Origin of the sequence: Streptomyces xiaopingdaonensis (genome assembly GCF_000262345.1) — a bacterium.
Classification (GTDB): domain Bacteria; phylum Actinomycetota; class Actinomycetes; order Streptomycetales; family Streptomycetaceae; genus Streptomyces; species Streptomyces xiaopingdaonensis.
The window spans coordinates 22,739-46,976 of record NZ_AJTQ01000257.1; the positions used below are offsets into that span (position 1 = coordinate 22,739).

A 24,238-nucleotide genomic window follows, 5' to 3' on the forward strand; every position below is an offset into this window, starting at 1 on the left:
CCAGCCGCTCCAGCTCGACCGCGACGGTCGCCTCTTCCGCCACTGGGCCCCGGCAGCGACCGCGTTGGCGGACACCTCCGCGCCTGTGGGGAGCAACGACCTGCTGCTCAGTAGGTGCTTTGCGACGTTGTCACGGAATGGGCCCGCCTGCCCCTGGAGTTCAGGGGTTCACCGCATCGGCCTCCGTACCTCTGCGGCAGCTCCTTCCGGTTGGCTCGGACGACTCCAACTCGCCGTACCGAGGGCGCACTTGGGTGAGGACCGGGGCTGCCCGTCCTCGGGCACGAGTGCGCGGCCGTGGACGGGGCACAGCCCGCGGCGTCCGACTCCCGTGCGACCGCGGTCCCCACGGCCCGCGGGCCCCGTCGCTCGGCCTTGCGACACCCGCGCCTCCGGCCGCCCGGAGGCCGAACGCCCTGCCGTCTCACGGTAGTTGCCCGAGCAGCGGCCGGTCCGGCCGGCAGACCTCGCACGGTTCGGTGTGCGGGTCGCGTGCCAGGCGGTGGGCTGTCGCCGTGGTGACGGGGGTGGCGGACGGGTCGGCCTGCCAGCAGTCGCGGCGGTGCAGCCGGTGCGAGGGGAGATGGTCGTGGTGCTGCCGGAGCCGTTGGAGGAGCCACTGCCGTCCGGCGACCGCGCCTTCGGTGGGGAGCGCGGTGTAGTCCTCGCCGGGGATCGGGGTGAGCGTCTCCGCGGGTGCCGTGAAGGCGGTCGGCTGCGCCGCAGCGCGGCTGCCCCCGCAGGTGTCGTGGCGGGCGGGCAGGATCGCCTCGCACTCGTACCACCAGCGGCCGTCGGGCGCGCGGGTGCGGGCCGTCACGACGACGTCGAGCTCCTGGCTGTCGGGCAGGACGCACCGGGCCCACGGCCCCGCCCGCTCGTGCCACTCGCTCTCCATGCCGCCATCGTAATTAGAACGCCTGAACGATACGCAGGGGGCTCCCGCGGCCCCGGGCACCCGCGTCACGGGGCCGCTCCCCCGCCACCGGACCTCCGGCGACGGCCGCCGTGGACGGAACGGACCAGGACCTCGGCGACGGGCGACGCCTCCGCGGTGACCGAACGGGATGCCGCGAGCGGCAGCGCAGCGTCGACCTCAGGCCGACGGTCGCCCCCGGAGCGGGAGGGAAGCGCGGGTCAGCGCGCGCACTCCTCGTCGACGCGCCCACCGGTCGCCGCTGCCCCGGCTCTGGCCGCCGGACGGAGCGCGCGGGAGAGGAAGGAGGCGGCGAGGAGCATCGCGAGGATGACGAGCATCGTCAGCCGGAGCCCGACGTGGTCGGCGAGGAAGCCGAGCGAGGGCGGCCCGACGAGGAAGGCGAAGTAACCGGTGGTGGCGACGGCGCCGACGCGCGCCGCCTCCTCGCCGCCGCCGTCGCCCGCCGCCGAGATCGCGACGGGGAACCCGAGCGAGGTGCCGAGCCCCCAGAGCACCACGGCGGCCCCGGCGACGAGCGGGACCGGGGAGAAGACGACGAGCGCGAGCCCCACGGACGCCGTCAGCGCGCTGGCGCGCACCACGGCGACGCGTCCGAACCGCGCCAGCAGCGGCCCGCCCGCGAACCGTCCGGCCGTCATGGCCGCCGCGAACGCCGTGAAGGTGAGGGACCCGGCCGTGGCGCTCACCCCGTGGCCGTCGACCATCAGCAGCGGGAGCCAGTCGTTGGCGCTCCCCTCGGCGAAGGCCATCGCGAGGACGACGAGTCCGATGAGGACGAGCCGGCCGTCCCGCCACACCTCGAGCTGCACCCGCAGGCCCTCGCCCCTGCGGCGTCCGCCGGCGGGCGCGCGTCCGGTGCCGGCGGGCAGGTGGCGCACCGCCCACAGGGAGCCGCAGGCGACCACCAGGGCCACGGCGGACAGGTGCAGCCCGACGGGGAAGGCGACCGCGGTGAGCGCCATGCCGCCCAGCGCCCCGAGGACGGTGCCGAGGCTGAAGCAGCCGTGCAGGACAGGGAGCACGGGGCGCCCCATCTCCCCTTCGAGCGCGGCCCCTTCGATGTTGAAGGCGATCTCGGTCAGCCCCATCCCGGCTCCGAAGAGCGCGAGCGCGGCGAAGACCGCGGGCGGTGAGGCCGCCGTCGAGCCGGCGGCGATGGCGGCGGGGCCCGCCACGAGGAAGGCCGCGCCGGCGCATATGACGGGCTTCGCGCCGTATCGGCGCACCAGTCCGCCGGAGACGAGGACGCCGGCCATCGAACCGCAGGAGAGCCCGAAGAGGACGAGGCCCATGCCGCCCGTGGTGATGTCGAGCGCGTCCCGCACCGCGGGCGTGCGCGCGACCCAGGAGGCCATCCCGATGCCCGTGGCGAGCATCAGCACGTGGAGGGCCGTCCGCCGCCTGCGCAGCGCGGCGCCGTGGTCGAGCGACCTGCCTCTGCCGTTCATGCGCAACCGCCTCTTCGCGTGGGGGTGTTGGAGCGACGGTGACGCGCCGCGCGTCGAGGCGTACGGTCGTACGCCTCGTGTGTACGATCGTACGCGTGACGAACGATCCCCAGGCAGACCCCCGTACCCAGCACGAACGCATGCTCGCGGGCGACCTCTACATCGCGGACGACCCGGAGATCGAGAAGGCCCAGCGCCGCGCGGTCCGCCTCGCGGCCGAGTACGAGCGGGAGTTCGTGCGGGACCCGGCCGCTGCGCGGCCGATCCTCGCCGAACTCCTCGGCGAGCTGGGTGAGGACGCGAACATCAGGCCGCCGCTCTACGTGGACTACGGCACGCACCTCACCGTCGGCGCGGGCACCTTCGCCAACTGCAACCTGACGGCGCTCGACGTCGCGCCGATCACCGTCGGCCGGGACTGCCAGATCGGCCCGAACGTCCAACTCCTCACCCCGACGCACCCGTTGGAACCGAAGCCGCGGCGGGAGAAGTGGGAGGCGGCGCAGCCGATCGTGATCGCGGACAACGTGTGGCTCGGCGGCGGCGCGATCGTGCTGCCCGGGGTGACGATCGGGGAGAACTCCGTGATCGGGGCGGGCTCCGTCGTCACCAAGGACGTGCCGGAGAACGTCCTCGCCCTCGGCAACCCCGCGCGGGTGATCCGCTCCCTCTAGGAGGCGCGCCGTGGCCACCGGACGCAACGACCCGGAACGCAGGGACCGCATCATCGGTGCGGCGCTCGACCTCATCGCCGAGTCCGGAGTCGCGGGCACCTCGCACCGCAAGGTGGCGGCCCGCGCAGGGGTACCGCTCGGCTCGATGACCTACCACTTCGCCAGCAGGGAAGAACTGCTCCGGGAAGCGTTCAGCCGCTTCGCACAAGGGATTTCAAAGGTCTTCGAGGAGTACCTCGACTCGGCAACGACACCCGCCGAAGCCCGGAAAGCCGTGGCCGACCTCGTCCACCGCCTCTCCGACGCCAGCAGACGCGAACTCGTCCTCACCCACGAGCTCTACACACTCGCCGCACGCCAACCCGCCTACCGCCAACTGACCCGCGCCTGGATGCAACGCAGCCGCACCTCGCTCGAACGGCACTTCGACCCCGCGACGGCACGCCAACTCGACGCGCTCATCGAGGGCTTGTCGATCCACCGCGCCCTCGACACAGAACCGCACACGCGCAAGCTGACCCTGGAGGCGGTCCGGCGGCTCACGAGTTGAGGCCGCTCCCCGTTCCCGGGGCCTCAGAGCCCGTTCGGCACGTCCCGATCGGTTCCGACGCGGCGCCCCCGACTCCCCACGGCGCCGGCCCGGTTCGCCACCGGGCCGCAGCAAGGCGCCGGGCGGCCGGGTCCGTCAGCCGCCGGAGCCGTCCGTGAGGAGGTAGTCCTCCGGCAGCGGGCCACCGGCGAGGTAGGCGCCGAGGATCTCCCGGACGCCGGACGCGATCCGCTGCTGTGCCTCCAGGCTCATCCCGGAGGTGTGGATCGTCATCGCCTGCCGCGGCATCGTCCGCCAGGGGTGGTCGACCGGCGCGGGCTGCGGGTACCAGGTGTCGCCCGCGTAGCCGGCGAGGTGCCCGCTCTCCAGCGCCTCCACGAGTGCGTCGGTGTCGACGAGCGCGCCCCGCGCGGTGTTGACGAGCCAGCTGCCCGGCTTCATCGCCGCGATCCGCTCCCGGCCGAAGAGGCTCTGGCTCTCCGAACTGAGCGGCAGCGCAAGGCAGACGACGTCGGACTCGGCGACGAGGTCGTCGAGGCGCGCGTACTTCACGCCGAGCGTCTCCTCTTCGGCGGGGGAGCGCCGGTGGGGCGCGTAGTAGAGCATGCGGACGTCGAAACCCTTGAGCCGCAGGGCGGTTCGGCCCCCGATGGCGCCGAGTCCGACGAGGCCGACGGTCTTGCCCTCCAGGTCGTGCGAGGACCGCACCGCGTCGGCGACGTCCCAGCGCCCCTCCTCCACCTGCCGGTGCCCCGGGAGGAAGTCCCGCACCAGCAGCAGGATCTGCATGACGTTGTGCTCGGCGACGCTCACCACGTTGCTCCCCGTCACCTCCGCGACGGAGGCCCCGTGGCGCTTCGCCGCGTCGCGGTCCACGTGGTCCGAGCCGATCCCCGCGTTGATCACCAGCTTGAGTTGCGGTGCCTTGGCGAACCGTGCGTCGTCCATGTAGGCGGGCCAGAACGGCGTCGTGATCAGCACCTCGGCGTCGGCCAGCTCCTCGTCGAGCCCCTCGCCCGTGTCCGTGGTCCCCACGACCGTGTGGCCTTCGCCCTCCAGCCAGTCGCGCAGGTCCAGTACGCGCTCCGCGCTGGCGAGCACCCCCGAGTCGGTGCGGGCGTGCGGTTCTTCCGGGTACAGCAGAGCCACGATCTTCATCTTGCCCTCGGCAGACTCCTCGACTGTCAGCACATGACGCGGCTGCACCGACGGCACCGGGCCGTGCGTACGCAGCCGTCCACCGGCCCGGGTGCCCGAGGCGGGCGGTGCCACACGTGGGGGCGGAAGTGTGCCGTGGCTCCGACCGGTCACCCACCGTGCTCGCATGGCGCGGGCGATGTCGTCCCGACCGCAGCCGCGCACTCGACCGAGCCCCGCGGGAGGCCGTCTCGCTGTGCAACAAGCCGGCGTCCGGGAGGAGTTGGGACGCTCCCCCACGGCCCCGTGCCGGGCGGAGGGGCCTCCGGGCCGCCGTGCCGGAAAGAGCGCGCCCCGTCCACCAATCCGCGGCCGCGCCCACGCCGAATGCGGGATGTGAGTGAAGACCGGACGGTGACGACCGCGGACCCGGCGGACGGCGAGGAGCCGACGAGGCCGGGCCGGCCTGCGCGGCGCGCACTGGGCGCGCTGGGCGGACTGCTCGCCACGGCTGCGGCGCTCGCCGTCGCGGAGCTGGCCGCCGTTCCCGTGCGGCCCGAGGCCGCGCCGCTCGACGCGGTCGGGACGACGGCGATCGACGCGGCGCCCGCGCCCGTCAAGGAGTTCGCCGTCCGCACCTTCGGCGAGAGCGACAAGCTCGCGCTCCAGGTCGGCATGGTGGCGGTGCTCGCGCTCTGCGCAACGGGCGTGGGGATGCTGGCCGTTGGCCGCCCCGTGGCTGCCGCGGGCGCCGTGCTCGTCGTCGGCGCGGCCGGTGCGGCGGTCGCCGCGAGCGGGCGCGACGGCGCGCCGCCCGACGCGCTGCCCTCCGCCGTCGGCGCTCTCGCGGCCGCTGCCGTGCTGTGGGTGCTCGCCGCCCGGCTCGCCGGACGCCGGCCGCTGCGCAAGCCGCCGCGGGACGCCGGCTGGGGCTCGCCCATGGACCGCCGCGGCTTCGCGCTCACGGCCGGAGCGGCGCTCGTCGGCACCGGCGCCGCGGCGACGCTGGGGCGACGGCTCAACTCCGCGGGCGATGCGGCCGCCGCGGCCTCGCGCGCCGGAGTCACGCTCCCCGCGCCGGTCTCGCGCGCCGCGCCCGTGCCCCGCGGCGCCGACCTCGGCCTTGCCGGTGTACCGCCCTTCACCACCCCCAACTCCGCGTTCTACCGCGTCGACACGGTCCTGCGCGTCCCCCGCGTCGACGCACGCGACTGGCGGCTGCGCCTCCACGGAAAGGGCGTCGCGCGCCCGGTGACGCTCGGCTTCGACGAGCTGCTCTCCCGTGGCCTGATCGAGCGGGACACCACGCTCACCTGCGTCTCCAACGAGGTCGGCGGCCCGTACGTCGGCAACGCGCGCTGGCTAGGCGTCCCGCTCGCGCCGCTGCTCCGGGAGGCCGGGGTGCGCCCGCCGTCCAAGGGCGGACCTGCGGACCAGCTCGTCGCCCGCTCCGAGGACGGCATGACGCTGGGTGCGCCCGTGGAGGACGTCCTCGACGGGCGGGACGCGATGCTCGCCGTCGGCATGAACGGGGAGCCGCTCCCCTTCGCGCACGGCTTCCCCGTACGGATGCTGGTGCCCGGTCTCTTCGGCTACGTCTCCGCCTGCAAGTGGCTGCGCGAGCTGGAGTTGGCCTCCTTCGACGACTTCGACGCGTACTGGGTCGAGAGGGACTGGGCCCGCGAGGCGCCCGTCCTCACGCAGTCGCGCATCGACACGCCGCGGCCGCTCGCCGACGTGGCGGCGGGGCCGACGGCGGTCGCGGGCGTCGCCTGGGCCCAGCGCCGCGGCATCACCCGCGTCGAGGTGCGGGTCGACGACGGCCCCTGGCGCCGCGCCCGTCTCGCGGCGGAGGACAGCAAGGACACCTGGCGCCAGTGGGTCTGGACGTGGGACGCGGCGCCCGGCTCGCACCGCCTCGAAGTCCGCGCCACCGACGGCACGGGCGAGACCCAGACCGCCGACCGGTCCGGCACCGTCCCCGGCGGCGCCACCGGACGGCACTCGGTGGTGGTCAACGTGGCCTGAACCGACCCCGCCCCCCAACGCACGTTTCACACGAAGGAGTTCACATGCAGACCCGCACACGCCGTACTCTCGTCGCCCTCGCCACCGCCGGCGTTCTGCCGTTCGCGCTCACCGCGTGCGGCAGCGACGACGACGGCTCCGACGGCAAGTCCGGAAGCGAGCAGCAGGAGAAGGGCGGCTCGTCCCAGGACGAGGGCAAGGGCCAGGACGCGGGCAAGGGCGGCGACGACATGGCCGGCAAGCCCTTCGGCCCCGCCTGCGCCTCAGTGCCCGACAACGGCAAGGGCAGCTTCGACGGAATGGCTCAGGACCCGGTCGCCACCGCCGCCTCGAACAACCCCGAACTCTCCACGCTCGTCGGCGCGGTGAAGAAGGCAGGGCTCGTCGACACGCTCAACAGCAGCAAGGACATCACCGTCTTCGCGCCCACCAACGAGGCGTTCGAGAAGGTCCCCGAGGCGGACCTGAAGGAGCTGCTCGGCGACGAGGAGGCCCTCACCGAGGTCCTCACCTACCACGTCGTCGGGGAGAAGGCCGGCAAGAAGCAGCTCGCCGACGGGGAGTTCACCACCCTCCAGAAGCAGAAGCTCACCACCTCGGGCTCCGGCGACTCCTACACCGTGGGCGACGGCGCCAAGATCGGCTGCGGCGACGTGCAGACCGCCAACGCCACCGTCCACATCATCGACAGCGTCCTGATGCCGCCCGAGTGACGGCTCGCGCCCGGCCCGCTCCGGGCCGGGCGCGCCACCGCCCCCGGGCGCACGTCCCCCGCGCTCACCCGCCTTCCGCGAGGTGGATGGCGCCCGCGGGGCAGACCGCCGCCGCCTCGCGGACGTCGGTCTCCTCGCTCTCCGCCGGCTCCGCCTCCAGCAGCAGGACGATGCCGTCCTCCTCACGCTGGTCGAAGACCTCGGGAGCGATCAGCACGCACTGGCCGGCCCCGCAGCACTTCTCCTCGTCGACAGTGATCTTCATCCAAGTCCCCTTTCCTCGCTCCCCGTCGGGTTCACCACCGCACCGGCACCTCGCGCAGGCCGCCGACGAGCATCTCCTCGACGCGCCGCAACTCCGAAACCGGCACCGCCAGTTCGAGCGACGGCAGCCGGCGGGCGAGGACCTCCAGCGTGACCTGGAGCTCGGTGCGGGCGAGGGCCTGCCCGAGGCAGGAGTGCGGCCCCGCGCCGAAGGCCAGGTGCGGGTTGGGGCTCCGCCCGAGGTCCATGTCGTCGGCGCCGGCGAAGACCGCCTCGTCCCGGTTGGCCGCCTGCATGCTGCATATCGCGGTCGTCCCCGCGGGCAGCACCTCCCCGCCGACCTCGACGTCCTCGCTGACGTAACGGCGCATCCCGAAGCCGAGGTTGGCGTCGAAGCGCAGCGACTCCTCCACGGTCGTACGCACGAGCGAGGGGTCGGCGACGAGCCGCTCCCACCGCGCGCGGTCGGCGAGGAGCATGGCGACCATCTTGCCGATCATGTTCGCCGTCGTCTCGTGCCCCGCGACGAGGAGCCCCATCCCGGTGCCCAGCAGCGCCGAGTCCGTGAGCCCTGCGCCCTCCTCGGCGCTCTCCGTGATCAGCATGCTGAGGATGTCGTCGGCCGGCGCAGCCCGCTTCGCGGCGATGTGGTCCCCCATGTAGGCGACGAACTCCCGGTGCGCGGTGTCGATTTCGTCCTGCGAGAAGCGCGTGAGGCTGAGCATCGCGTCGGACCAGTGGGAGAAGCGCGCCCGGTCCTCGGCGGGCACCCCGAGCATGTCGCAGATGACGTAGACCGGCAGCGGGAAGCCGAGGGCCGCCTTGAGGTCGGCGGGCTTCCCCTGCCCGACCATGTCGTCGATGAGCGTCTCGGCGATCTCCGCTATCGAGGGGCGCAGCGCCGACATGCGCCGTGCGGTGAACCACTTGCCCACCATGCGCCGCCACTTCTGGTGTTCCTCGCCGCGGTCGGGCACGGCGGTCGAGTCGCCGGTCGCCGCCGCGCCGCCCACGCCTCCGGGCGCGACCCGTGCGGCGCCGTCGGCGGACGTCGGACGGACGAACCGCGGGTCCGAGAGCAGTTGCTTGACGTGCTCGTGCCTGGTCAGCAGCGCGGCCTCGTCCCCGCTCGGCAGTTCGACGGCGGCCACGGGGCACTCGCTGCGCAGCCGCTCCCACTCGGCGGGCGCGGCGAGCGCGTCTTCCTGGGGCAGCGGGTAGCGAAGGGTCTGCTCGTGCTGGCTCATACGACCTCTTCCTGTGCGACGTTCGGGGATGCGGCGGACGCGGCGACGGCTTTCCTCCGGCGTCCGTACGCCGGGTGGCCGACTCCGCCTCGCCCCGGCCGGGTCGGCACCGCACGGTGCGGACGGCCGAGCGTGCGGCGGTGACTGCTGCGCGTACGTGCGGAGTTGCCCCGTCGGGCAGCCGCGTGAGGCTCCATGGACCGCACGGTACGGAACGATTGCATGATGCACAACGAGAGCATCATGCACAGCTTAGGCATGACGCACATTGGCGTATTCTGACCGCGTACCCACGTACGAGCCGGAGGCGGACCGAGATGGATGCCGGACAGGCGGGCGAAGACCTGGAACGCGAGCTGCTGATCCTCACGCGTCACCAGGAGATGTCGTCGCCGCGGCGCCTCCGCGGCGAAGAGGCGCTCGACCGCAGCGCCTACGTGCTGCTGAGCCGGCTGGAGGTCCAAGGCCCCATGTCCATAGCCGACTTGGTCCAGGCGTTCGGCCTCGCCGCCTCCACCATCAACCGCCAGACCGCCGCCCTCCTCAGGGACCAGCTCGTCGAGCGCACCCTCGACCCGGCGGGCGGCATCGCACGGAAGTTCCGCATCACGCCCAGGGGCGCCGAGCGCCTCGCCGCCGACCGCGACGCGATCGCCTCGGGGATCGCGCAGGTCGTCGCCGACTGGCCGGAGGAGAGGCTGCGCAGCTTCATCGCGCACCTGCGGCAGTTCAACACCGACATCGAGGAGCTCTCGGGCCGCCGCTGGCCGCGGTGAGACGTGCCCGTACCGCAACGGACCGCTGCGGTACGGGAGTTGCCCCTACCAGGTCACCGGCAGCTCGTGGACTCCGTAGATGACGGCGTCGTGCTTGAAGGGGATGTCCTCGACCGGCGCCGCCGCGCGCAACGTCGGCACACGGCGGAAGAGGGTCGGGTAGACGACCTGGAGCTCCAGCCTGGCGAGCGGCTGACCGACGCAGTGGTGGGTACCGGCGCCGAACGCGAGGTGCGGGCGCGCGTTGCGGGTGATGTCGAGGGTGTCGGGCTCGGGGAAGACCGCCGGGTCGCGGTTGGCGAGCTCGCTGAGGAGGATGACGCCCTCGCCCGCGCGGATCGTCTCGCCGGCGACCTCGATGTCCTCCAACGCCGTGCGCCGGCGCCCGAGATGGACGATGGAGAGGTAGCGGAGCAGCTCCTCGACGGCCGCCTCCACGACCTTCGGGTCCTCGGCGTCCCGGACGGCGGCGAGCTGCTCGGGGTGCTCCAGGAGCAGCAGCGTACCCAGCGTGATCATGTTGGCGGTGGTCTCGTGGCCGCCGAGGAGCAGCAGCACACCCATCGCCGCGACCTCGCTGCGCGCCAACTCGCCCCCGCTGACGCGCTCGGCGAGCTGCGAGAGGAGGTCGTCGCCCGGCTCGGTGAGCTTGCGGCCGACGAGGTCGTCGAGGTACCCGGAGAGGTTGCCGTGCGCCGTCTGCCGCTCCTCGGCCGAGGTGACCGAGGAGACGATCGTCTTGCTGTTGGTCTGGAAGAAGTCGTGGTCCTCGTAGGGGACGCCGAGCAGGTGCGAGATCACCAACGACGGTATCGGCAGCGCGAGTTGCTGGACGAGGTCAGCCGGCTTCGGCCCGGCCAGCATGGCGTCGAGGAACTCGTCCGTCATCCGCTGCACGGCCGGACGCATCGCCTGGACGCGCTTCACCGTGAAGGCACCGCTCACCATGCGGCGCAGCCGCGCGTGTTCGGGATCGTCCATGCCGACGAAGCTCATGTCCGAGTGCCCGCCCCGCGCCATTTCGGGGTCGACGGGGCTGGGGAAGCCCGGGTGCGAGAAGTCGGCGCTGAGACGCGGGTCGGCGAGGAGGGCCTTCTGCTCGGCGTGCCGGGTCACCACCCACGGGGTGCTCGCACCCCAGGAGGCGACGCGCGTCAGCGGGCCGCGGTCGAAGAGGCCGCGCATCGGGGGCGAGACCCCGAACGGGCAGGAGGCGGCGCGGGGGTTGGGGAACTCGGGGAGGTCGTCGTACGCCTCGGGCGCGAGAGTCAAGGTGCGTCCTTCGGGGTCTGGGTTGGCGTGCGTCTGTGCGTGCGGGGCCGTCAGGCCGCGGCGCCCGCGGTGGAGAGGGATCTGCTGTGCAGGCGGGCCTGCTTGGCCATGTTCCAGCCGAGTACGGCGTGCGGGCGCTCGCCGCCGTGGACGGCCCGTGTCCTTTCGCCGCCGTAGACGGCCCGTGTCCTTTCGCCGCCGTAGACGGCGACGAACCGGCCGCCCTCCTCGTCGCCCTCGACGAAGCTGACCTCCGCGCCGGGTCGCGGGGTGCCGAAGACCTGGATCTTCACGTCGAACTGGTCGGTCCAGAAGTACGGGACGGGCGCGTAGGCGACGTCGCCGCCGAGGAGGTTCGCCGCGACGGCGCCGGCCTGCGTCGTGGCGTTGGTGCGGTTCTCCAGCCGGACGTGCGCGCCGAGCCCCTCGTGGTACCAGCGGGCCGCGTCGCCGACCGCGTAGACGCCGTCCGCCGCGCGGCAGCGGGCGTCGCAGACGATGCCGTCGTCGAGGCGGAGGCCGCTCGTCGCGAGCCACTCGGTGGCCGGCGTGCACCCGACGGCGACGACGACCACGTCGGCGGGGAGCACCTCGCCCGAAGGCAGCCGCACTCCGGTCGCGCGCGCCTGCTCGTGCACGAGTTCTTCGACGCCCGTGCCGTGGTACTGGCGTACCCCGTTCCGGGCGTGGAGCCGTGCGACGAGTCCGCCCACGCGCTCCCCCAACTGCTCGGAGAGCGGCGCCGGTTGGAGGCCGACGAGGCTGGTGCGCGCACCGGAGGCGGCGGCGGTCGCGGCGACCTCGGCACCGAGCACGCCGTTGCCGACCACGACGACCCGCCGGGCCCGTTCGAGCGCACCGCGCAGCGCCACCGCGTCGTCGAGGGTGCGCAGCACGTGCACGCCGTCCACGTCGTCCTGGCCCGGCAGCCGGCGCGGCCGGAGCCCGGTGGCGAGGACCACCGCCTCCGCCCGCAGCGTGCGCCCGGCGGCCGTGCGCACCGCGCGCGCCTCCGGGTCGAGCGAGACGGCCGCGTCCCCGAGGACGAACTCGGCGTCGAGCGCGTCCAGCGCGTCCCGGCTGCGCAGTCCGGCACGCTCCGGCTCCCAGGCCCCCGAGAGGACCTGCTTCGACAACGGCGGCCGGTCGTACGGCAGCCGGTGCTCGGCGCCCAGCACGGTGAGCCGGCCTGCGTAGCCCTTGCGGCGCAGCGCCTCCGCGGTGCCGAGTCCGGCAGCCGAGGCGCCCACCACGAGCACGCTCCGCGGCGCCCTCACACGTCCTCGCCGAGACGGATCGCCGCGGCCGGGCAGACCTCGGCCGACTCCCGTACGGCCTCGTGGAGTTCGGCGGGCGGGTCGGCGTCGAGGAGGACGACGATGCCGTCCTCCTCGCGCTGGTCGAAGACGTCGGGGGCGATGAGGACGCACTGCCCCGCGCCGCAGCACTTCTCCTCGTCAACGCTGAGCTTCACGGTCGGATGTCTCCTTGCCTTGGGTTTCGGATGGTGCGCGCCGGCTCCGTGACCTCTGCGGTCAGCAGGCCGACGAGTGCGTCGACGAGCCCTTGGGACGCCTCCTCCCAGGACTCGCGGGGACCGCCCTCGGCGAGGGCGCGCTCCCGTTCCGCCCCGACGGCGGTGACGAGTTGGCGCGCCATCGTGCCGCGGCTCTCCCGGACGGGAGGCGGCAGGTGGTCGAGGCGGCGGCCGAGTCCGTCGAGGATGCGCCGCAGGTGCGGACGTGCGCACGCCTCCTCGCCGACGAGCTTCCCGAGCGCGGGTTCTGTCATCACCTGCGCGCTGAACCTGGCGCTCCAGGAAGGGACGCCGAGCGACGCGAGATACCTCAGCGGCGGCCGTGCGAGGCACTCGACCCAGCCCCGGACATCGTCGCCCGGCGGGCCGCCCGCCAGGCACCTCCCGCGCAGCCCGTCGACCTGCTCGCCGTGGCGCGCCATGATCGCGCGCACCAACTCGGTCCTGCTGCCGAAGTGGTAGCCGACCGCCGTGACGTTGCGCTGCCCGACGGCCTCGCCGATCCGGCGGTTGGAGACGGCGAGCAGCCCGTGCTCGGCGTAGAGCCGCTCGGCGGCCACCATGAGCGCCTCACGGGTCCTGCCGGCACGGTCCCGGTGTGCGCGCGTCACCGTCATCAGGCGACGGGGAGTCGGGGCAGCGGAGCGGTGAGCAGCCCCTCGGCGCGCAACTCGGGTGCGGCGGCGAAGGCCCCTTGCGAGTCCCCCGCCGCGGTGCGTGCCGCGTCGGGACGCGGCAGGCCCTCCCGGCTGAAGCGCGGGGCGAAGAGCGCCGTGCGTACGTCCGCGTACCGGGCGGCCTCCTCCCCGCTGGGCCAGGTGACTCGCGCGACGCGCAACTGCGCCCCTTCCGCGGCCGGTTGGAGCGGTGTCCGCACCTTCGGCGGACAGGGGGCGGGTTCCTGCGCATCGATCACGGAGGACCTCCTGGGACGGCAGCGGTCGGTGGGGGCTCCTGAGGGAGTGAACACCTGCGACGCCGATTAAGTCAATCGACTGATTTATAGTTGCCGCAAACATCTGCCCAGCGGGAGGGGAACGTCTTGAAGCAGGAGTCAACTCGTACCGGAGGAGTCGTCGGCGTACTGGCCCTCGCCGGCACGACGGCCGCGGTGATGCAGACCCTCGTCACACCGCTGCTGCCGAAGCTGCCCGGCATCCTCGACACCACGCCGGGGAACGCGACTTGGGTCATCACCGTCACCCTGCTCGTCTCCGCCGTCTGCGTACCGGTGACGGGCCGGCTCGGCGACATGCTCGGCAAGCGCCGCATGCTGCTGTGCTGCACGGTCCCGCTGTTCCTCGGCTCCGTGGTGTGCGCCCTCTCGTCGAGCGTCGTGCCGATGGTCCTCGGACGCGGGCTCCAGGGCATGGGGATGGGCATGGTCCCGCTCGGGATCGCGCTGCTCCGGGACGTGATGCCGCCGGAGCGGCTCAGCTCCTCGATCGCGCTGGTGAGCGCCTCGTTGGGGATCGGCGGCGGGCTGGGGCTGCCGATCTCGGCCGCGGTCGCGCAGTACGCCAACTGGCGTGTGCTCTTCTGGGGTTCGGCCGTGCTCGCCCTGCTGATCGCTCTGCTCGTGCGCAGTGTAGTGCCGGCGGGGTCGGCGGTGCCGTCGAGCACGCGGGGGCAGCGCTTCGACGCGCCAGGCGCGGTCGGGCTCGGCGCCGGGCTCGTCTGCCTGCTCCTCGCGGTCTCCAAGGGAGCGGACTGGGGCTGGGCCTCCGGCACGACGCTCGGCCTCTTCTCCGCCGCCGCGCTGCTCTTCCTCGCCTGGGGAGCCTGGGAGTTGCGCACCCGCGAGCCGCTCGTCGACCTGCGGGCGACCGCCGAGCCCCGGGTGCTGCTCACCAACGTCGCGTCGGTCTTCACGAGCTTCGCGATGTACGCGAGCATGCTGGTGATGCCGCAGCTCCTCCAGTTCCCCGAGGAGACCGGGTACGGCCTCGGCCAGTCGCTCCTCGCCTCCGGGCTGTGGATGGCTCCCGGCGGCCTGACGATGATGCTCGTCTCCCCGCTCGGCGGGAGGCTGACCGACGCGCGAGGGCCGAAGACGACGCTCATCAGCGGCGCCCTCGTCATCGCGGGCGGCTACGCCGTCTCGCTGCTGCTCATGGGCTCCGCCTGGGGGATCATGCTCGCGATCATGGTCATCAACGGTGGCGTCGGGCTCGCGTACGGCTCGATCCCCGCGCTCATCATGGGCTCCGTGCCGCAGTCGGAGACCGCGGCGGCCAACGGGTTCAACACCCTGCTGCGGGCGCTCGGCACGTCGATAGGCGCCGCGGTGATCGGCGTCCTCCTCGCGCAACTGACCACCACGGCCGGCGGCCGCACCCTCACCTCCGAGACCGGTTTCCGCACCGGGCTGCTCGTCGGCTGCGGCGTCGCGCTCGTCGCCGTCGCCGTCGCCGCCGTGATCCCGGCGGCACGCCGGGCCGCCGGCCCGGACGAGGACGCGCCGTCCGGCACCGAGCCCGCCGAGCCGCAACCGGCCGGGCGCGACTGACCTCCGCGACGGGCGCACCGGAGGGAGCCGACGGCCCGGCCCCGCTCGCCCGTCCCGTGACGGTGCGCCGGACGGCCGGCGGCGGGCCCCGCCCGGGTGAACCCGCGCCCGCGGTTGGCGCGGCGGCGTGAGTCGGCCGTGGCGGGCGGGCCAGTGTGCCTCGTCTCGCGGGAGAGGACGGACATGGCGGAGGCAGAGCGCGCGGGGGTCGCGGTGGTGACGGGCGGTTCCGCAGGCGTCGGGCGGGCCGCGGTACGGGAGTTCGCGCGGCGCGGCTACGACGTGGCGGTGCTGGCGCGCGGGCGGGCCGGGCTGGAGGGCGCCGTCGCCGAAGTCGAGCGGGAGGGGCGTCGGGCGCTGGCCGTCCGGACCGACGTGGCGGAGTGGGAGGAGGTGCGCGACGCGGCGGCCCGCGTCGAGGAGGAGCTGGGCACGATCGACGTGTGGGCGAACGTCGCTTTCGTCGGCTCGCTCTCGTTCGCCTGGGACACCCCGATCGCGGAAATCCACCGGACCACCGGCGTCACCTACCTCGGGCAGGTGCACGGAACGTTGGCCGCGCTGGAGCGGATGCGCCCGCGCGACCGCGGCGTCGTCGTGAACGTCGGCTCCGCGATGGCGTTCCGCTCGATCCCGTTGCAGTCGGCGTACTGCGGGGCCAAGCACGCCGTGCAGGGTTTCTCCGAGTCGGTCGTCACGGAGCTGCGCCACGAGGGCAGCTCCGTACGGCTCTGCCAGGTCCAGCTCCCCGGGCTCAACACCACCCAGTTCAACTGGAACGCCTCCCGGATGCCGCACCATCCGATGCCCGTGCCCCCGGTCTACCAACCGGAGGTGGCGGCGCGGGCGATCGCCCACCTCGCGCAGCACCCGCGGCGCAACCTGTGGGTCGGGGTCCCCACGGCGTACACGATCCTCGGGGAGCGGCTGGCGCCCAAGCTCGTCGACCTCTACCTCGCCCGCACCGGCGTCTCCTCCCAGCAGACCGAGGCCGACCTGCCGCGCTGGGGCAGCAACGTCTTCGCGCCGCGGGACGAGGAGTACGACAGAGGCGCGCACGGTCCGTTCAACGCCCTTGCGCACGACCGCGATCCGGTGCTGTGGCTCTCCGTCCACCGGTGGCGCGTCCTCCTCGGCGCGGCGGCAGCGGCGGCGTGCACGGCGCTCGCCCGCCGGAAGACCCGCCGCTCGATGCCGCAAGCGGGTGGCCGACGGCGCCCGCGGTGTTGACCGGCGGCCCGTGAGGGTACGGCCTGCTCGCACTTTCCGCCGACGAGAGAAGCCGCGCCGTGCCGAAGACCTCCGATTTCATCCTCGATCGTCTGCGGGCCTGGGGCATCGGCCGCGTCTACGGGTACCCGGGCGACGGCATCAACAGCCTTCTCGGTGCGTTCGACCGCGCCGAAGGCGACCCGGAGTTCATCCAGACGCGGCACGAGGAGATGGCCGCGTTCATGGCGACGGGACAGGCCAAGTTCACCGGCGAACTGGCCTGCTGCATGGCGACCTCCGGCGGCGGCACCATCCACCTGCTCAACGGCCTCTACGACGCCAAGCTCGACCACCAGCCCGTCCTCGCCGTCATCGGCCAGCAGAAGCGCATCGCGCTGGGCTCCGCCTACCAGCAGGAGATCGACCCCAACACGCTCTACAAGGACGTCACCGAGTACGTGCAGACCTGCATGCACCCCGCGCAGGCACGGCAGTTGATCGACCGGGCGTGCAAGGTGGCGCTGGCGAACCGCACGGTCGCCGCCGTGATCGTGCCGGAGGACGTGGCGGAGGAGGAGGCGCAGCCCTCGCCGCCGCGGGAGCACGGCGCCGTCTACACGAGCGTCGGCTGGACGAAGCCGCGGGTGATCCCGCCCGAGTCGGAGCTGCGCAAGGCGGCCGGCATCCTCAACGCGGGAGAGAAGGTCGCGATGCTCGTCGGCCAGGGGGCCGCCGGCGCCTCCGACGAGGTGGCACGCGTCGCCGACCTGCTCGGCGCCGGGGTGGCGAAGACGTCCCTCGGCCGGGCCGTGCTGCCCGATGAACTCCCCTACGTCACCGGCCCGATCGGCCTGCTCGGCTCCACCGCGAGCTACGCGATGATGCAGGGCGCCGACACGCTCCTGATGGTCGGCACCAGCTTCCCGTACGCCGAGTGGCTCCCCGAAGAGGGCCAGTGCAAGGCCGTCGAGATCGACGTCGACGGCCGCCTGATCGGCATCCGCTATCCGATCGACGCCCACCTCGTCGGCGACTCCAAGGACACCCTCGGCGCGCTGCTGCCGATGCTGGAGCAGAAGACCGACACCGCGTGGCGCGACAGCCTCGTCGAGCAGGTGCGCGAGTGGTGGGAGGTGCTCGACGACCGCGCGCACGAGAAGGCGAAGCCGCTCAACCCCGAACTGGTCGCGCACGAACTCTCCAAGCGGCTGCCGGACGAGGCCATCCTGACCACGGACGCGGGCTCGGTGGCCACCTGGTGGTCCCGGCACCTCAAGCTGCGCGAGGGGATGCAGGCGTCCCTCGCGGGAAACCTCGCCACCATGGGCCCCGGAACGCCCTACGCCATCGCCGCGAAGTTCGCCTACCCGGACCGGCCCGTGATCGCGATGGTCGGCGACGGCGTCTTCCAGATGAACGGCATGAACGAGCTGATCACCGTCAAGCGCTACCTCGACCGCCTCAAGGGCTCCCCGCTGGTCTTCTGCGTCTTCAACAACCAGGACCTCAACCAGGTCACCTGGGAGCAGCGCGCCATGGCGGGCGAGCCCAAGTTCCCCGGCTCGCAGGACATCCCGGATGTTCCGTACGCGGAGTGGGCGAAGCTGCTCGGCCTCAAGGGCATCCGCTGCGACAGCCCGAAGAAGATCGGCAGCGCCTGGGACGAGGCGCTCTCCGCCGACCTCCCCGTCGTGCTGGAGGTCGTCGTCGATCCGGAGATCCCGCCGATCCCGCCGCACATCGGCAAGATGCAGGCGAAGAAGGCGGCGGCCGCACTCCGCAAGGGCGACCCGCAGGCCTGGGGCATCGCGACGAAGGGCGCCAAGCAGAAGGGGCACGAGTTCACCGAGTCGCTCAAACGCCGCCTGCCGGACGGGGATTGACACCGTGCCGACCGACCGGGCAGGCCCCGCCGCGCTGCGCGAGTACGCGCTCCTCGCCGACGGGGAGCGCGGCGCCCTCGTGGGGCCGCACGGCGACCTCGCATGGATGTGCGCGCCCCGCTGGGACTCGGCGCCGGTCTTCTCCGAACTCCTCGGCGGCGCGGGCGCGTACGTCATCCGCCCGAGCGACCCCTGGTACGTCTGCGCCGGCCGGTACGAGCCCGGCACCCTCATCTGGCGCTCCCGCTGGGTGACGTCGCAAGGCGTGATCGAGTGCCGGGAGGCGCTCGCCTTCCCCGGCGATCCCGGCACCGCCGTGCTGCTGCGCCGCGTGGAGGCCGTCGACGGGCCCGCCGAGGTACGGGTGCGGCTCGATGTCGGCGCGGATTTCGCCTCCGTCCCGTTGGAGGGCCTCGCGGTCGAGGACGGCGTGTGGAGCGCACGCGCCGGGCCGCTGCACGTCCGGTGGTCCGGTGCCACCGCGGCGGGGCCGGGCCGCGAGGGCACCCTGGCCGTACCCGCCGGCGGGAGTCACGACCTCGTGCTGGAACTCTCCGGCTCGCCGCTCGGGCGCCGACTCCCCTCCGCCGACAGGGCGTGGGAGGCGACCGAGCACCAGTGGCGTCGCAGCGCCCCGGCGTTCGACGCGGTGCTCGGCGAGCGCGACGCACGCCAGTCCCACGCCGTACTGCTCGGCCTGACGAGCGCGAGCGGCGGCATGGCCGCGGCCGCGACCACCTCGCTGCCGGAGCGCGCCAAGGGCGGCCGCAACTACGACTACAGGTACGCGTGGATCCGCGACCAGTGCTATGCCGGGCAGGCCGCCGCGGCCGCCGGCTCGTACAGCCTGCTCGACAAGGCCGTCGACTTCATCGCCTCCCGGGTCCTGGAGGACGGCCCCACCCTGCGCCCCGCCTACACCGTCACCGGCGGCAGGGTCCCCGACGAGCGGTGCGTCACGGGGATCACCGGCTACCCGGGTGGCGGCAGGCGCGTGGGGAACCACGTCAACAGGCAGTTCCAACTCGACGCGCTCGGCGAGGCGTTGCTCCTCTTCGCCGCGGCCGCCCGGTGCGGAAGGCTGGAGGCGCAGGGGTGGCGGGCCGTGGAGGCGGCCGTCTCGGCGATCGAGGAGCGGTGGCAGTCGGCGGAGGCCGGCGTGTGGGAGCTGGACCCGCGGCGCTGGACGCACTCGCGGTTGGTGTGCGCCGCGGGACTCCGCGCCGTGGCCGAGGACGGCGAGGCCGGGGCGCGCGCCGCCGGGTGGGCCGCACTCGCCGACACACTGGTCGCCGACGCCTCGCGCAACTGCGTGCATCCGTCGGGCCGTTGGCAACGCTCCGCCGGGGACCCCCGGGTGGACGCCGCGCTGCTCCTGCCGGCGATCCGCGGCGCCGTGCCGGCGCACGACCCGCGCACCGTCGGCACGCTGGAGGGCGTGCACCGGGAGTTGACCCAGGACGGCTACGTCTACCGGTTCCGGCACGACGAGCGTCCGCTCGGCGAGGCAGAGGGCGCCTTCCTGCTCTGCGGCTTCCTCACCTCGCTCGCCACGCACCAGCAGGGCCGCACGGCCGAGGCGTGCCGCTGGTTCGAGCGCACCCGTGCGGCCTGCGGCCCGCCCGGCCTCTACTCCGAGGAGTACGACGTCGCGCGGCGGCAGTTGCGGGGGAACCTGCCGCAGGCGTTCGTCCACGCCCTGCTGTTGGAGACGGGGACCCGGCTGGCGCGGCCCTGGGGCGAGGGATGAGCCGCCGCGCACGGAACGGCGGGCCCCCTTGCTCATCCCACCCGGTAGGGCTCCGCGTCGGTGCGCTTCAGGACGAGGCCGTTCCCCGGGGTCGTCGGGTCGGGGCGCAGCACGCCGTCCTCGGGGGGCGCCGGCCCGTCGAAGAGCAGGTGCTCGATGCGCACGTGGTCGTGGAAGTACTCCAGGTGCCGCAGGTTGGGTGTCGCCGCCGCGACGTGCACGGCGAGGCTCGGCGCGCAGTGCCCCGAGACCTCGGTCCCGTTTCCGGCGGCGACGGCGGCGGCGCGGAGCCACTCGCCGTATCCGCCGCACCGGGTCACGTCGATCTGGAGGCAGTCGACGGCCTCCGCGTGCACCATCGCGTCGAAGTACGGCAGGTGGTAGCCGTATTCGCCGGCCGCGACGTCGGGGGAGACCCGCGCGCGGACCTGGCGCAGGGAGGCGAGGTGGTCGCTGGAGACGGGCTCCTCGTACCAGGTCACGCCCTGGTCGGCGAGCGCCCGGCCGATCCGGACGGCCTGCCCGACGCCGTAGCCGCCGTTGGCGTCGACGTAGAGGGCCGTCCCGTCGCCGACGGTGCGGCGGGCCAACGCGACGCGGTGGAGGTCGCGTTCGGGCTCGGTCCCCCAGGACTCACCGATCTTGATCTTCACCCGGGGGATGCCCGACTCACCGGTCCAGTGCTCCAGTTGGGCTCGGGTGCGTACGTCGTCGTACGTGGTGAAGCCGCCGCTGCCGTAGACGGGGACCCCGGTGCGGCAGCGGCCGAAGAGCGCGGCGAGCGGAAGCTGGAGCAGGCGCGCCTTGAGGTCATGAAGGGCTGTCTCCACCGCGGACATCGCGCACGAAACGAGCCCTGGCCTCCCGAGGTTGCGGACGCCGCGCCGCATCGCGTCCCACGCCCCCGGCACGTCCAGCGCCCCGCGGCCCTCGACGAGCGGGGCGAGGGTCCGGGCGATCAGCGGGACGCACGCCGCGTCCGCGTAGGTGTAGCCGAGCCCCGTGGTCCCGCCGCAGGTCGCCTCGCAGACGACGAGCGTCGTAGCGTCCCAGGCGAGGGTGGCGTCCGCCTCCGGCACGTCGGTGGGGACGGTATAGGCACAAGCCCGCACCGCGTCGATCCGAGCCTCGATCAGCACCCTCATCACCCTCACGTCAGGTAGGCGGCATGAGCAAGACTGACATTTCACTCACCCGACGGCCGGGAACCGGACTCGACACCGCCGCGCTGGAGAGGGCGCTGCGCGACCGCGTCGACGGCGAGGTGCGGTTCGACCCGGGCAGCCGCGGCGCCTACGCCACCGATGCCTCCAACTACCGGCAGGTGCCCATCGGCGTCGTCGTCCCCCGCACGGTGGACGCCGGCGCCGAAGCGGTCGCGGTCTGCAGGGAGCACGGGGCGCCGGTGCTGTCGCGGGGCGGGGGCACCAGCCTCGGCGGGCAGGCGACCAACACGGCCGTCATCGTCGACTGGACGAAGTACTGCACCCGGCTCCTCTCCGTCGACGTGCAGGCACGCACCTGCGTGGTGGAGCCCGGCCTCGTGCTCGACGACCTCAACGCGCAACTCGCCCCGTACGGACTGGAGTTCGGACCGAGACCCTCGACGCACAGCCACTGCGCGATCGGCGGGATGGTCGGCAACAACTCCTGCGGAGCCAGCGCGCAACGCTCCGGCACGACCGACCTCAACGTCGTCGGCCTGGAGATCCTCACCTACGACGGGCTGCGCTGCCGCGTCGGCCCGACCGACGACGCCGCGTACACGGCCGCCGTCGAGGAGGGCGGCCGCAAGGCGGAGCTCTACCGCGGGCTGCGCGGGATCGCCGAGCGGTACGGCGACCTCGTCCGCGAGCGGTACCCGGACATCCCGCGCCGCGTCTCCGGCTACAACCTCAACGCGCTGCTGCCCGAGGCCGGATTCGACCTCGCCCGTCTCGTCGTCGGAAGCGAGGGGACGCTGGCCACCGTGCTCTCCGCCGAACTGAAGCTGATGCCGGTGCTCGCCGCCCGCTCGATGCTCGTCCTCGGCTACGACAGCGTCGACCGCGCCGCCGACGCGGTGCCCACCGTCCTCGAGCACTGCAACCCCGTCCTCCTGGAGGGCGTCGACGACCGGCTCGTCTTCTTCGAGAAGGAGGAGAAGATCGGCCCCGAGGCGCGCGCGCTCCTCCCCGAGGGCGCGGGCTGGCTCCTCGTGCAGTTCGGCGGCGACACCGAGGAGGAAGCGCACGCCCGCGCACGGGAGTTGCTCGACGCGCTCGGCCGCGCGGAGCAGGACCCGAGGGTCTACTTCTCCGGCGACCCGGCCGTCGAGGACAAGGTGTGGAAGGCGAGAGAGGCGGGCCTCGGCGCGACGGCACGTCCGCCCGGGATGCACGACTCCTGGCCGGGCTGGGAGGACTCGGCGGTCGCACCCGACCGGCTCGGCGCGTACCTGCGGGACCTCGGCGCCCTCTTCGAGGAGAGCGGCCTCGATCGCCCCGCGCTCTACGGGCACTTCGGACAGGGCTGCGTCCACGTGCGCACCCCGTTCGACCTGATGTCCGCGGACGGCGTCGCCGACTTCCAGCGGTTCCTGGAGCGCGCCGCCGACCTCGTCGCCTCCTACGGGGGCTCGCTCTCCGGCGAGCACGGCGACGGGCAGGCCCGCGGGGCGCTGCTGGAGCGGATGTTCGGCGAAGAGCTCATCCGCGCCTTCGGCGAGGTCAAGGCGCTCTTCGACCCGCGGAACCTGATGAACCCGGGCAAGGTCGTCCACCCCTACGGAACCGCGGAGCACCTGCGGCTGGGACCCGACTGGCGACCGGAGCCGCAGGGCGGCGAGTTCCGGTACCCGCACGACGACGGGAGCTTCACCCGTGCCGTCATGCGGTGCGTCGGCATCGGCAACTGCCGCCGCCAGGCGAAGGAAGGCGGCGTCATGTGCCCCTCCTATCAGGTCACCCGGGAAGAGGAGCACTCCACCCGCGGCCGGGCACGGCTGCTCTTCGAGATGCTCCACCCGCACGAGGACTCCCCGATCAAGGACGGCTGGCGCTCGACGGAGGTGCGGGACGCCCTGGACCTCTGCCTCGCCTGCAAGGGCTGCAAGTCCGACTGCCCGGTCGGCGTCGACATGGCCACGTACAAGGCCGAGTTCCTCTCCCACCACTACCGCGGCCGACCGCGCCCCGCCGCGCACTACTCGATGGGCTGGCTCCCCCTGTGGGCACGCCTCGCCTCCTGGGCGCCCCGCGCCGCCAACGCCGCGGTCCACGCCCCGCTCCTGGCGTCCGCGGGGAAGCGGCTCGCCGGCATCGCCCCGGAGCGCGACGCGCCGCCCTTCGCGGCGCGGACGCTCCGCGCGTGGTGGCGTGCGCACAGCGCAGACCGCCCGCCCGCCGATCCGCGTGCGCCGACCACCGTGGTGGTGTGGCCCGACACCTTCACCGACCACTTCCACCCGCACGTCGGGCAGGCCGCCGTCGAGGTGCTGGAGGCGGCCGGGTTCGACGTCGTCGTCCACGACGCCGCCGCCTGCTGCGGCCTCACATGGATCTCCACCGGCCAACTCGGCGTCGCACAACGGGTCTTCCGGCGTACGCTCCGCACGCTGCGCCCCTGGCTGGAGGCCGGCACACCGATCGTCGGCCTCGAACCCTCCTGCACCGCCGTCTTCCGCAGCGACATGCCGGAGATGCTCCCCGACGACAAGGACGTCGAACGGCTCGCCGCCCAGACGTACACCCTCGCCGAGTTCCTCCTCGGGCACGCGCCACAGGACTGGCGGCCGCCCCGGCTCGGGCGCCACGCCGTCGTGCAGCGGCACTGCCACCAGCACGCGATCATGGGCTTCGACGCCGACCGGGAACTCCTCGCCCGCGCGGGCGTCGACGCCGAAGTCCTGGACTCCGGATGCTGCGGCCTCGCCGGCAACTTCGGCTTCGAGGCGGGCCACCACGAAGTCTCCATGGCCTGCGCCGAGAGCGCCCTCCTGCCCGCCGTCCGGGCCGCCGCGCCCGAAACGCTCGTACTCGCCGACGGCTTCAGCTGCCGCACCCAGATCGAGCAGGCGGGCACGGGGCGCACCGCGATGCACCTCGCCGAGGCCCTCCACCTCGCCCTCACCGGAGACGACGGCCGCCCCTACCCCGAACACGCCGCCGCACCGGCGCCCACGGGGACCGAGCACCTCGTGCCCGCCGCGCTCGCCCTCGGCACGCTCGCCGCCGCCGGCACGGCGGGGACGCTCATCCGCCGTCGCCTGCGGGCGCGTTGACGCCCCGCGGCCGCCTGCCCGCGCGGCCCGGCTCCCG

General features: G+C 73.6%; 21 protein-coding genes. 10 read left to right on the forward strand and 11 right to left on the reverse strand.

The annotated features are described in order from the left end of the window. Positions 1–424: 424 nt before the first annotated feature. Positions 425–898: a DUF6233 domain-containing protein gene (locus UWG_RS0120405; protein WP_016909060.1), complete on the reverse strand. Its 474-nt coding sequence runs from the start codon at positions 896–898 to the stop codon at positions 425–427. Between the two features lie 239 nt (positions 899–1,137). Then, on the reverse strand, positions 1,138–2,388 hold the full coding sequence (locus UWG_RS0120410) for an MFS transporter (RefSeq protein ID WP_016909061.1): 1,251 nt from the start codon (positions 2,386–2,388) through the stop codon (positions 1,138–1,140). A 140-nt stretch (positions 2,389–2,528) separates the two neighbouring features. Between UWG_RS0120410 and UWG_RS0120415 the strand changes: the two genes are divergently transcribed. Together UWG_RS0120415 and UWG_RS0120420 are read left to right on the forward strand one after the other, a co-directional pair. After that, positions 2,529–3,062: a sugar O-acetyltransferase gene (locus UWG_RS0120415; RefSeq protein WP_016909062.1), complete on the forward strand. Its 534-nt coding sequence runs from the start codon at positions 2,529–2,531 to the stop codon at positions 3,060–3,062. A gap of 10 nt (positions 3,063–3,072) precedes the next feature. Next, positions 3,073–3,612 (forward strand): TetR/AcrR family transcriptional regulator, encoded by a 540-nt coding sequence (locus UWG_RS0120420; RefSeq protein WP_016909063.1) that lies wholly within the window; start codon positions 3,073–3,075, stop codon positions 3,610–3,612. A 135-nt stretch (positions 3,613–3,747) separates the two neighbouring features. Here UWG_RS0120420 and UWG_RS0120425 read toward each other — a convergent pair whose 3' ends face one another. Next, complete coding sequence (locus tag UWG_RS0120425; RefSeq protein ID WP_237720190.1) at positions 3,748–4,803, reverse strand: NAD-dependent formate dehydrogenase; 1,056 nt, start codon at positions 4,801–4,803, stop codon at positions 3,748–3,750. Positions 4,804–5,136: 333 nt separating this feature from the next. On the opposite strand from UWG_RS0120425, the gene UWG_RS0120430 reads away from it, so the two are divergent. Together UWG_RS0120430 and UWG_RS0120435 are read left to right on the forward strand one after the other, a co-directional pair. Continuing rightward, positions 5,137–6,777 (forward strand): molybdopterin-dependent oxidoreductase, encoded by a 1,641-nt coding sequence (locus UWG_RS0120430; RefSeq protein WP_078495691.1) that lies wholly within the window; start codon positions 5,137–5,139, stop codon positions 6,775–6,777. A 44-nt stretch (positions 6,778–6,821) separates the two neighbouring features. After that, complete coding sequence (locus UWG_RS0120435) at positions 6,822–7,490, forward strand: fasciclin domain-containing protein (RefSeq protein ID WP_016909066.1); 669 nt, start codon at positions 6,822–6,824, stop codon at positions 7,488–7,490. Between the two features lie 64 nt (positions 7,491–7,554). Here UWG_RS0120435 and UWG_RS0120440 read toward each other — a convergent pair whose 3' ends face one another. Both UWG_RS0120440 and UWG_RS0120445 read right to left on the reverse strand, forming a co-directional pair. Beyond that, entirely contained in the window at positions 7,555–7,755 is a 201-nt protein-coding gene (locus UWG_RS0120440) for a ferredoxin (protein ID WP_016909067.1), read from the reverse strand. A 31-nt stretch (positions 7,756–7,786) separates the two neighbouring features. After that, complete coding sequence (locus UWG_RS0120445) at positions 7,787–9,001, reverse strand: cytochrome P450 (RefSeq protein WP_016909068.1); 1,215 nt, start codon at positions 8,999–9,001, stop codon at positions 7,787–7,789. 317 nt (positions 9,002–9,318) lie between these two features. Between UWG_RS0120445 and UWG_RS0120455 the strand changes: the two genes are divergently transcribed. Then, on the forward strand, positions 9,319–9,777 hold the full coding sequence (locus UWG_RS0120455) for a MarR family winged helix-turn-helix transcriptional regulator (RefSeq protein ID WP_016909069.1): 459 nt from the start codon (positions 9,319–9,321) through the stop codon (positions 9,775–9,777). 45 nt (positions 9,778–9,822) lie between these two features. Here UWG_RS0120455 and UWG_RS0120460 read toward each other — a convergent pair whose 3' ends face one another. From UWG_RS0120460 to UWG_RS0120480, 5 genes are read right to left on the reverse strand one after another with little or no spacing between them, the layout of a single operon-like run. Continuing rightward, complete coding sequence (locus UWG_RS0120460; RefSeq protein ID WP_016909070.1) at positions 9,823–11,049, reverse strand: cytochrome P450; 1,227 nt, start codon at positions 11,047–11,049, stop codon at positions 9,823–9,825. 50 nt (positions 11,050–11,099) lie between these two features. Beyond that, positions 11,100–12,326 (reverse strand): NAD(P)/FAD-dependent oxidoreductase, encoded by a 1,227-nt coding sequence (locus tag UWG_RS0120465; RefSeq protein ID WP_029391623.1) that lies wholly within the window; start codon positions 12,324–12,326, stop codon positions 11,100–11,102. Beyond that, complete coding sequence (locus UWG_RS0120470) at positions 12,323–12,523, reverse strand: ferredoxin (RefSeq protein WP_016909072.1); 201 nt, start codon at positions 12,521–12,523, stop codon at positions 12,323–12,325. The genes UWG_RS0120465 and UWG_RS0120470 overlap by 4 nt, the downstream gene beginning before the upstream one ends. Next, positions 12,520–13,203 (reverse strand): TetR/AcrR family transcriptional regulator, encoded by a 684-nt coding sequence (locus UWG_RS0120475; protein ID WP_016909073.1) that lies wholly within the window; start codon positions 13,201–13,203, stop codon positions 12,520–12,522. The genes UWG_RS0120470 and UWG_RS0120475 overlap by 4 nt, the downstream gene beginning before the upstream one ends. Beyond that, the gene (locus tag UWG_RS0120480; protein WP_029391624.1) at positions 13,203–13,502 is read right to left on the reverse strand and encodes a hypothetical protein; all 300 of its coding nucleotides are present in this window, start codon (positions 13,500–13,502) and stop codon (positions 13,203–13,205) included. Before UWG_RS0120480 ends, UWG_RS0120475 begins: the two co-directional genes overlap by 1 nt. 126 nt (positions 13,503–13,628) lie before the next feature. On the opposite strand from UWG_RS0120480, the gene UWG_RS0120485 reads away from it, so the two are divergent. The 4 genes from UWG_RS0120485 to UWG_RS0120500 all read left to right on the forward strand — a co-directional run bounded on the left by UWG_RS0120485 (position 13,629) and on the right by UWG_RS0120500 (position 19,940). Next, positions 13,629–15,095: an MFS transporter gene (locus tag UWG_RS0120485; RefSeq protein WP_016909074.1), complete on the forward strand. Its 1,467-nt coding sequence runs from the start codon at positions 13,629–13,631 to the stop codon at positions 15,093–15,095. A gap of 183 nt (positions 15,096–15,278) precedes the next feature. Next, entirely contained in the window at positions 15,279–16,325 is a 1,047-nt protein-coding gene (locus UWG_RS30600) for an SDR family oxidoreductase (RefSeq protein ID WP_016909075.1), read from the forward strand. 59 nt (positions 16,326–16,384) lie between these two features. Beyond that, on the forward strand, positions 16,385–18,190 hold the full coding sequence (locus UWG_RS0120495) for a thiamine pyrophosphate-requiring protein (RefSeq protein ID WP_016909076.1): 1,806 nt from the start codon (positions 16,385–16,387) through the stop codon (positions 18,188–18,190). A 4-nt stretch (positions 18,191–18,194) separates the two neighbouring features. Then, positions 18,195–19,940 (forward strand): glycoside hydrolase family 15 protein, encoded by a 1,746-nt coding sequence (locus tag UWG_RS0120500; protein ID WP_016909077.1) that lies wholly within the window; start codon positions 18,195–18,197, stop codon positions 19,938–19,940. 32 nt (positions 19,941–19,972) lie between these two features. On the opposite strand, the gene UWG_RS0120505 is transcribed toward UWG_RS0120500, so the two are convergent. Beyond that, positions 19,973–21,085, reverse strand: coding sequence for an enolase C-terminal domain-like protein (locus UWG_RS0120505; RefSeq protein ID WP_016909078.1), 1,113 nt, complete (start codon positions 21,083–21,085; stop codon positions 19,973–19,975). 23 nt (positions 21,086–21,108) lie between these two features. On the opposite strand from UWG_RS0120505, the gene UWG_RS0120510 reads away from it, so the two are divergent. Beyond that, a complete protein-coding gene (locus tag UWG_RS0120510; RefSeq protein ID WP_016909079.1) occupies positions 21,109–24,201 on the forward strand; it encodes an FAD-binding and (Fe-S)-binding domain-containing protein in 3,093 nt (1,030 codons plus the stop codon). The last annotated feature ends 37 nt before the right edge of the window (positions 24,202–24,238 follow it).

Bases quoted from the DNA above. Each gene is read 5' to 3' on its own strand.
- UWG_RS0120405 (WP_016909060.1), bottom strand. From the start codon at position 898: ATGGAGAGCGAGTGGCACGAGCGGGCGGGGCCGTGGGCCCGGTGCGTC.
- UWG_RS0120410 (WP_016909061.1), bottom strand. From the start codon at position 2,388: ATGAACGGCAGAGGCAGGTCGCTCGACCACGGCGCCGCGCTGCGCAGG.
- UWG_RS0120415 (WP_016909062.1), top strand. From the start codon at position 2,529: ATGCTCGCGGGCGACCTCTACATCGCGGACGACCCGGAGATCGAGAAG.
- UWG_RS0120430 (WP_078495691.1), top strand. From the start codon at position 5,137: ATGCGGGATGTGAGTGAAGACCGGACGGTGACGACCGCGGACCCGGCG.
- UWG_RS0120435 (WP_016909066.1), top strand. From the start codon at position 6,822: ATGCAGACCCGCACACGCCGTACTCTCGTCGCCCTCGCCACCGCCGGC.
- UWG_RS0120440 (WP_016909067.1), bottom strand. From the start codon at position 7,755: ATGAAGATCACTGTCGACGAGGAGAAGTGCTGCGGGGCCGGCCAGTGC.
- UWG_RS0120445 (WP_016909068.1), bottom strand. From the start codon at position 9,001: ATGAGCCAGCACGAGCAGACCCTTCGCTACCCGCTGCCCCAGGAAGAC.
- UWG_RS0120455 (WP_016909069.1), top strand. From the start codon at position 9,319: ATGGATGCCGGACAGGCGGGCGAAGACCTGGAACGCGAGCTGCTGATC.
- UWG_RS0120475 (WP_016909073.1), bottom strand. From the start codon at position 13,203: ATGACGGTGACGCGCGCACACCGGGACCGTGCCGGCAGGACCCGTGAG.
- UWG_RS30600 (WP_016909075.1), top strand. From the start codon at position 15,279: ATGGCGGAGGCAGAGCGCGCGGGGGTCGCGGTGGTGACGGGCGGTTCC.
- UWG_RS0120505 (WP_016909078.1), bottom strand. From the start codon at position 21,085: ATGAGGGTGCTGATCGAGGCTCGGATCGACGCGGTGCGGGCTTGTGCC.
- UWG_RS0120510 (WP_016909079.1), top strand. From the start codon at position 21,109: ATGAGCAAGACTGACATTTCACTCACCCGACGGCCGGGAACCGGACTC.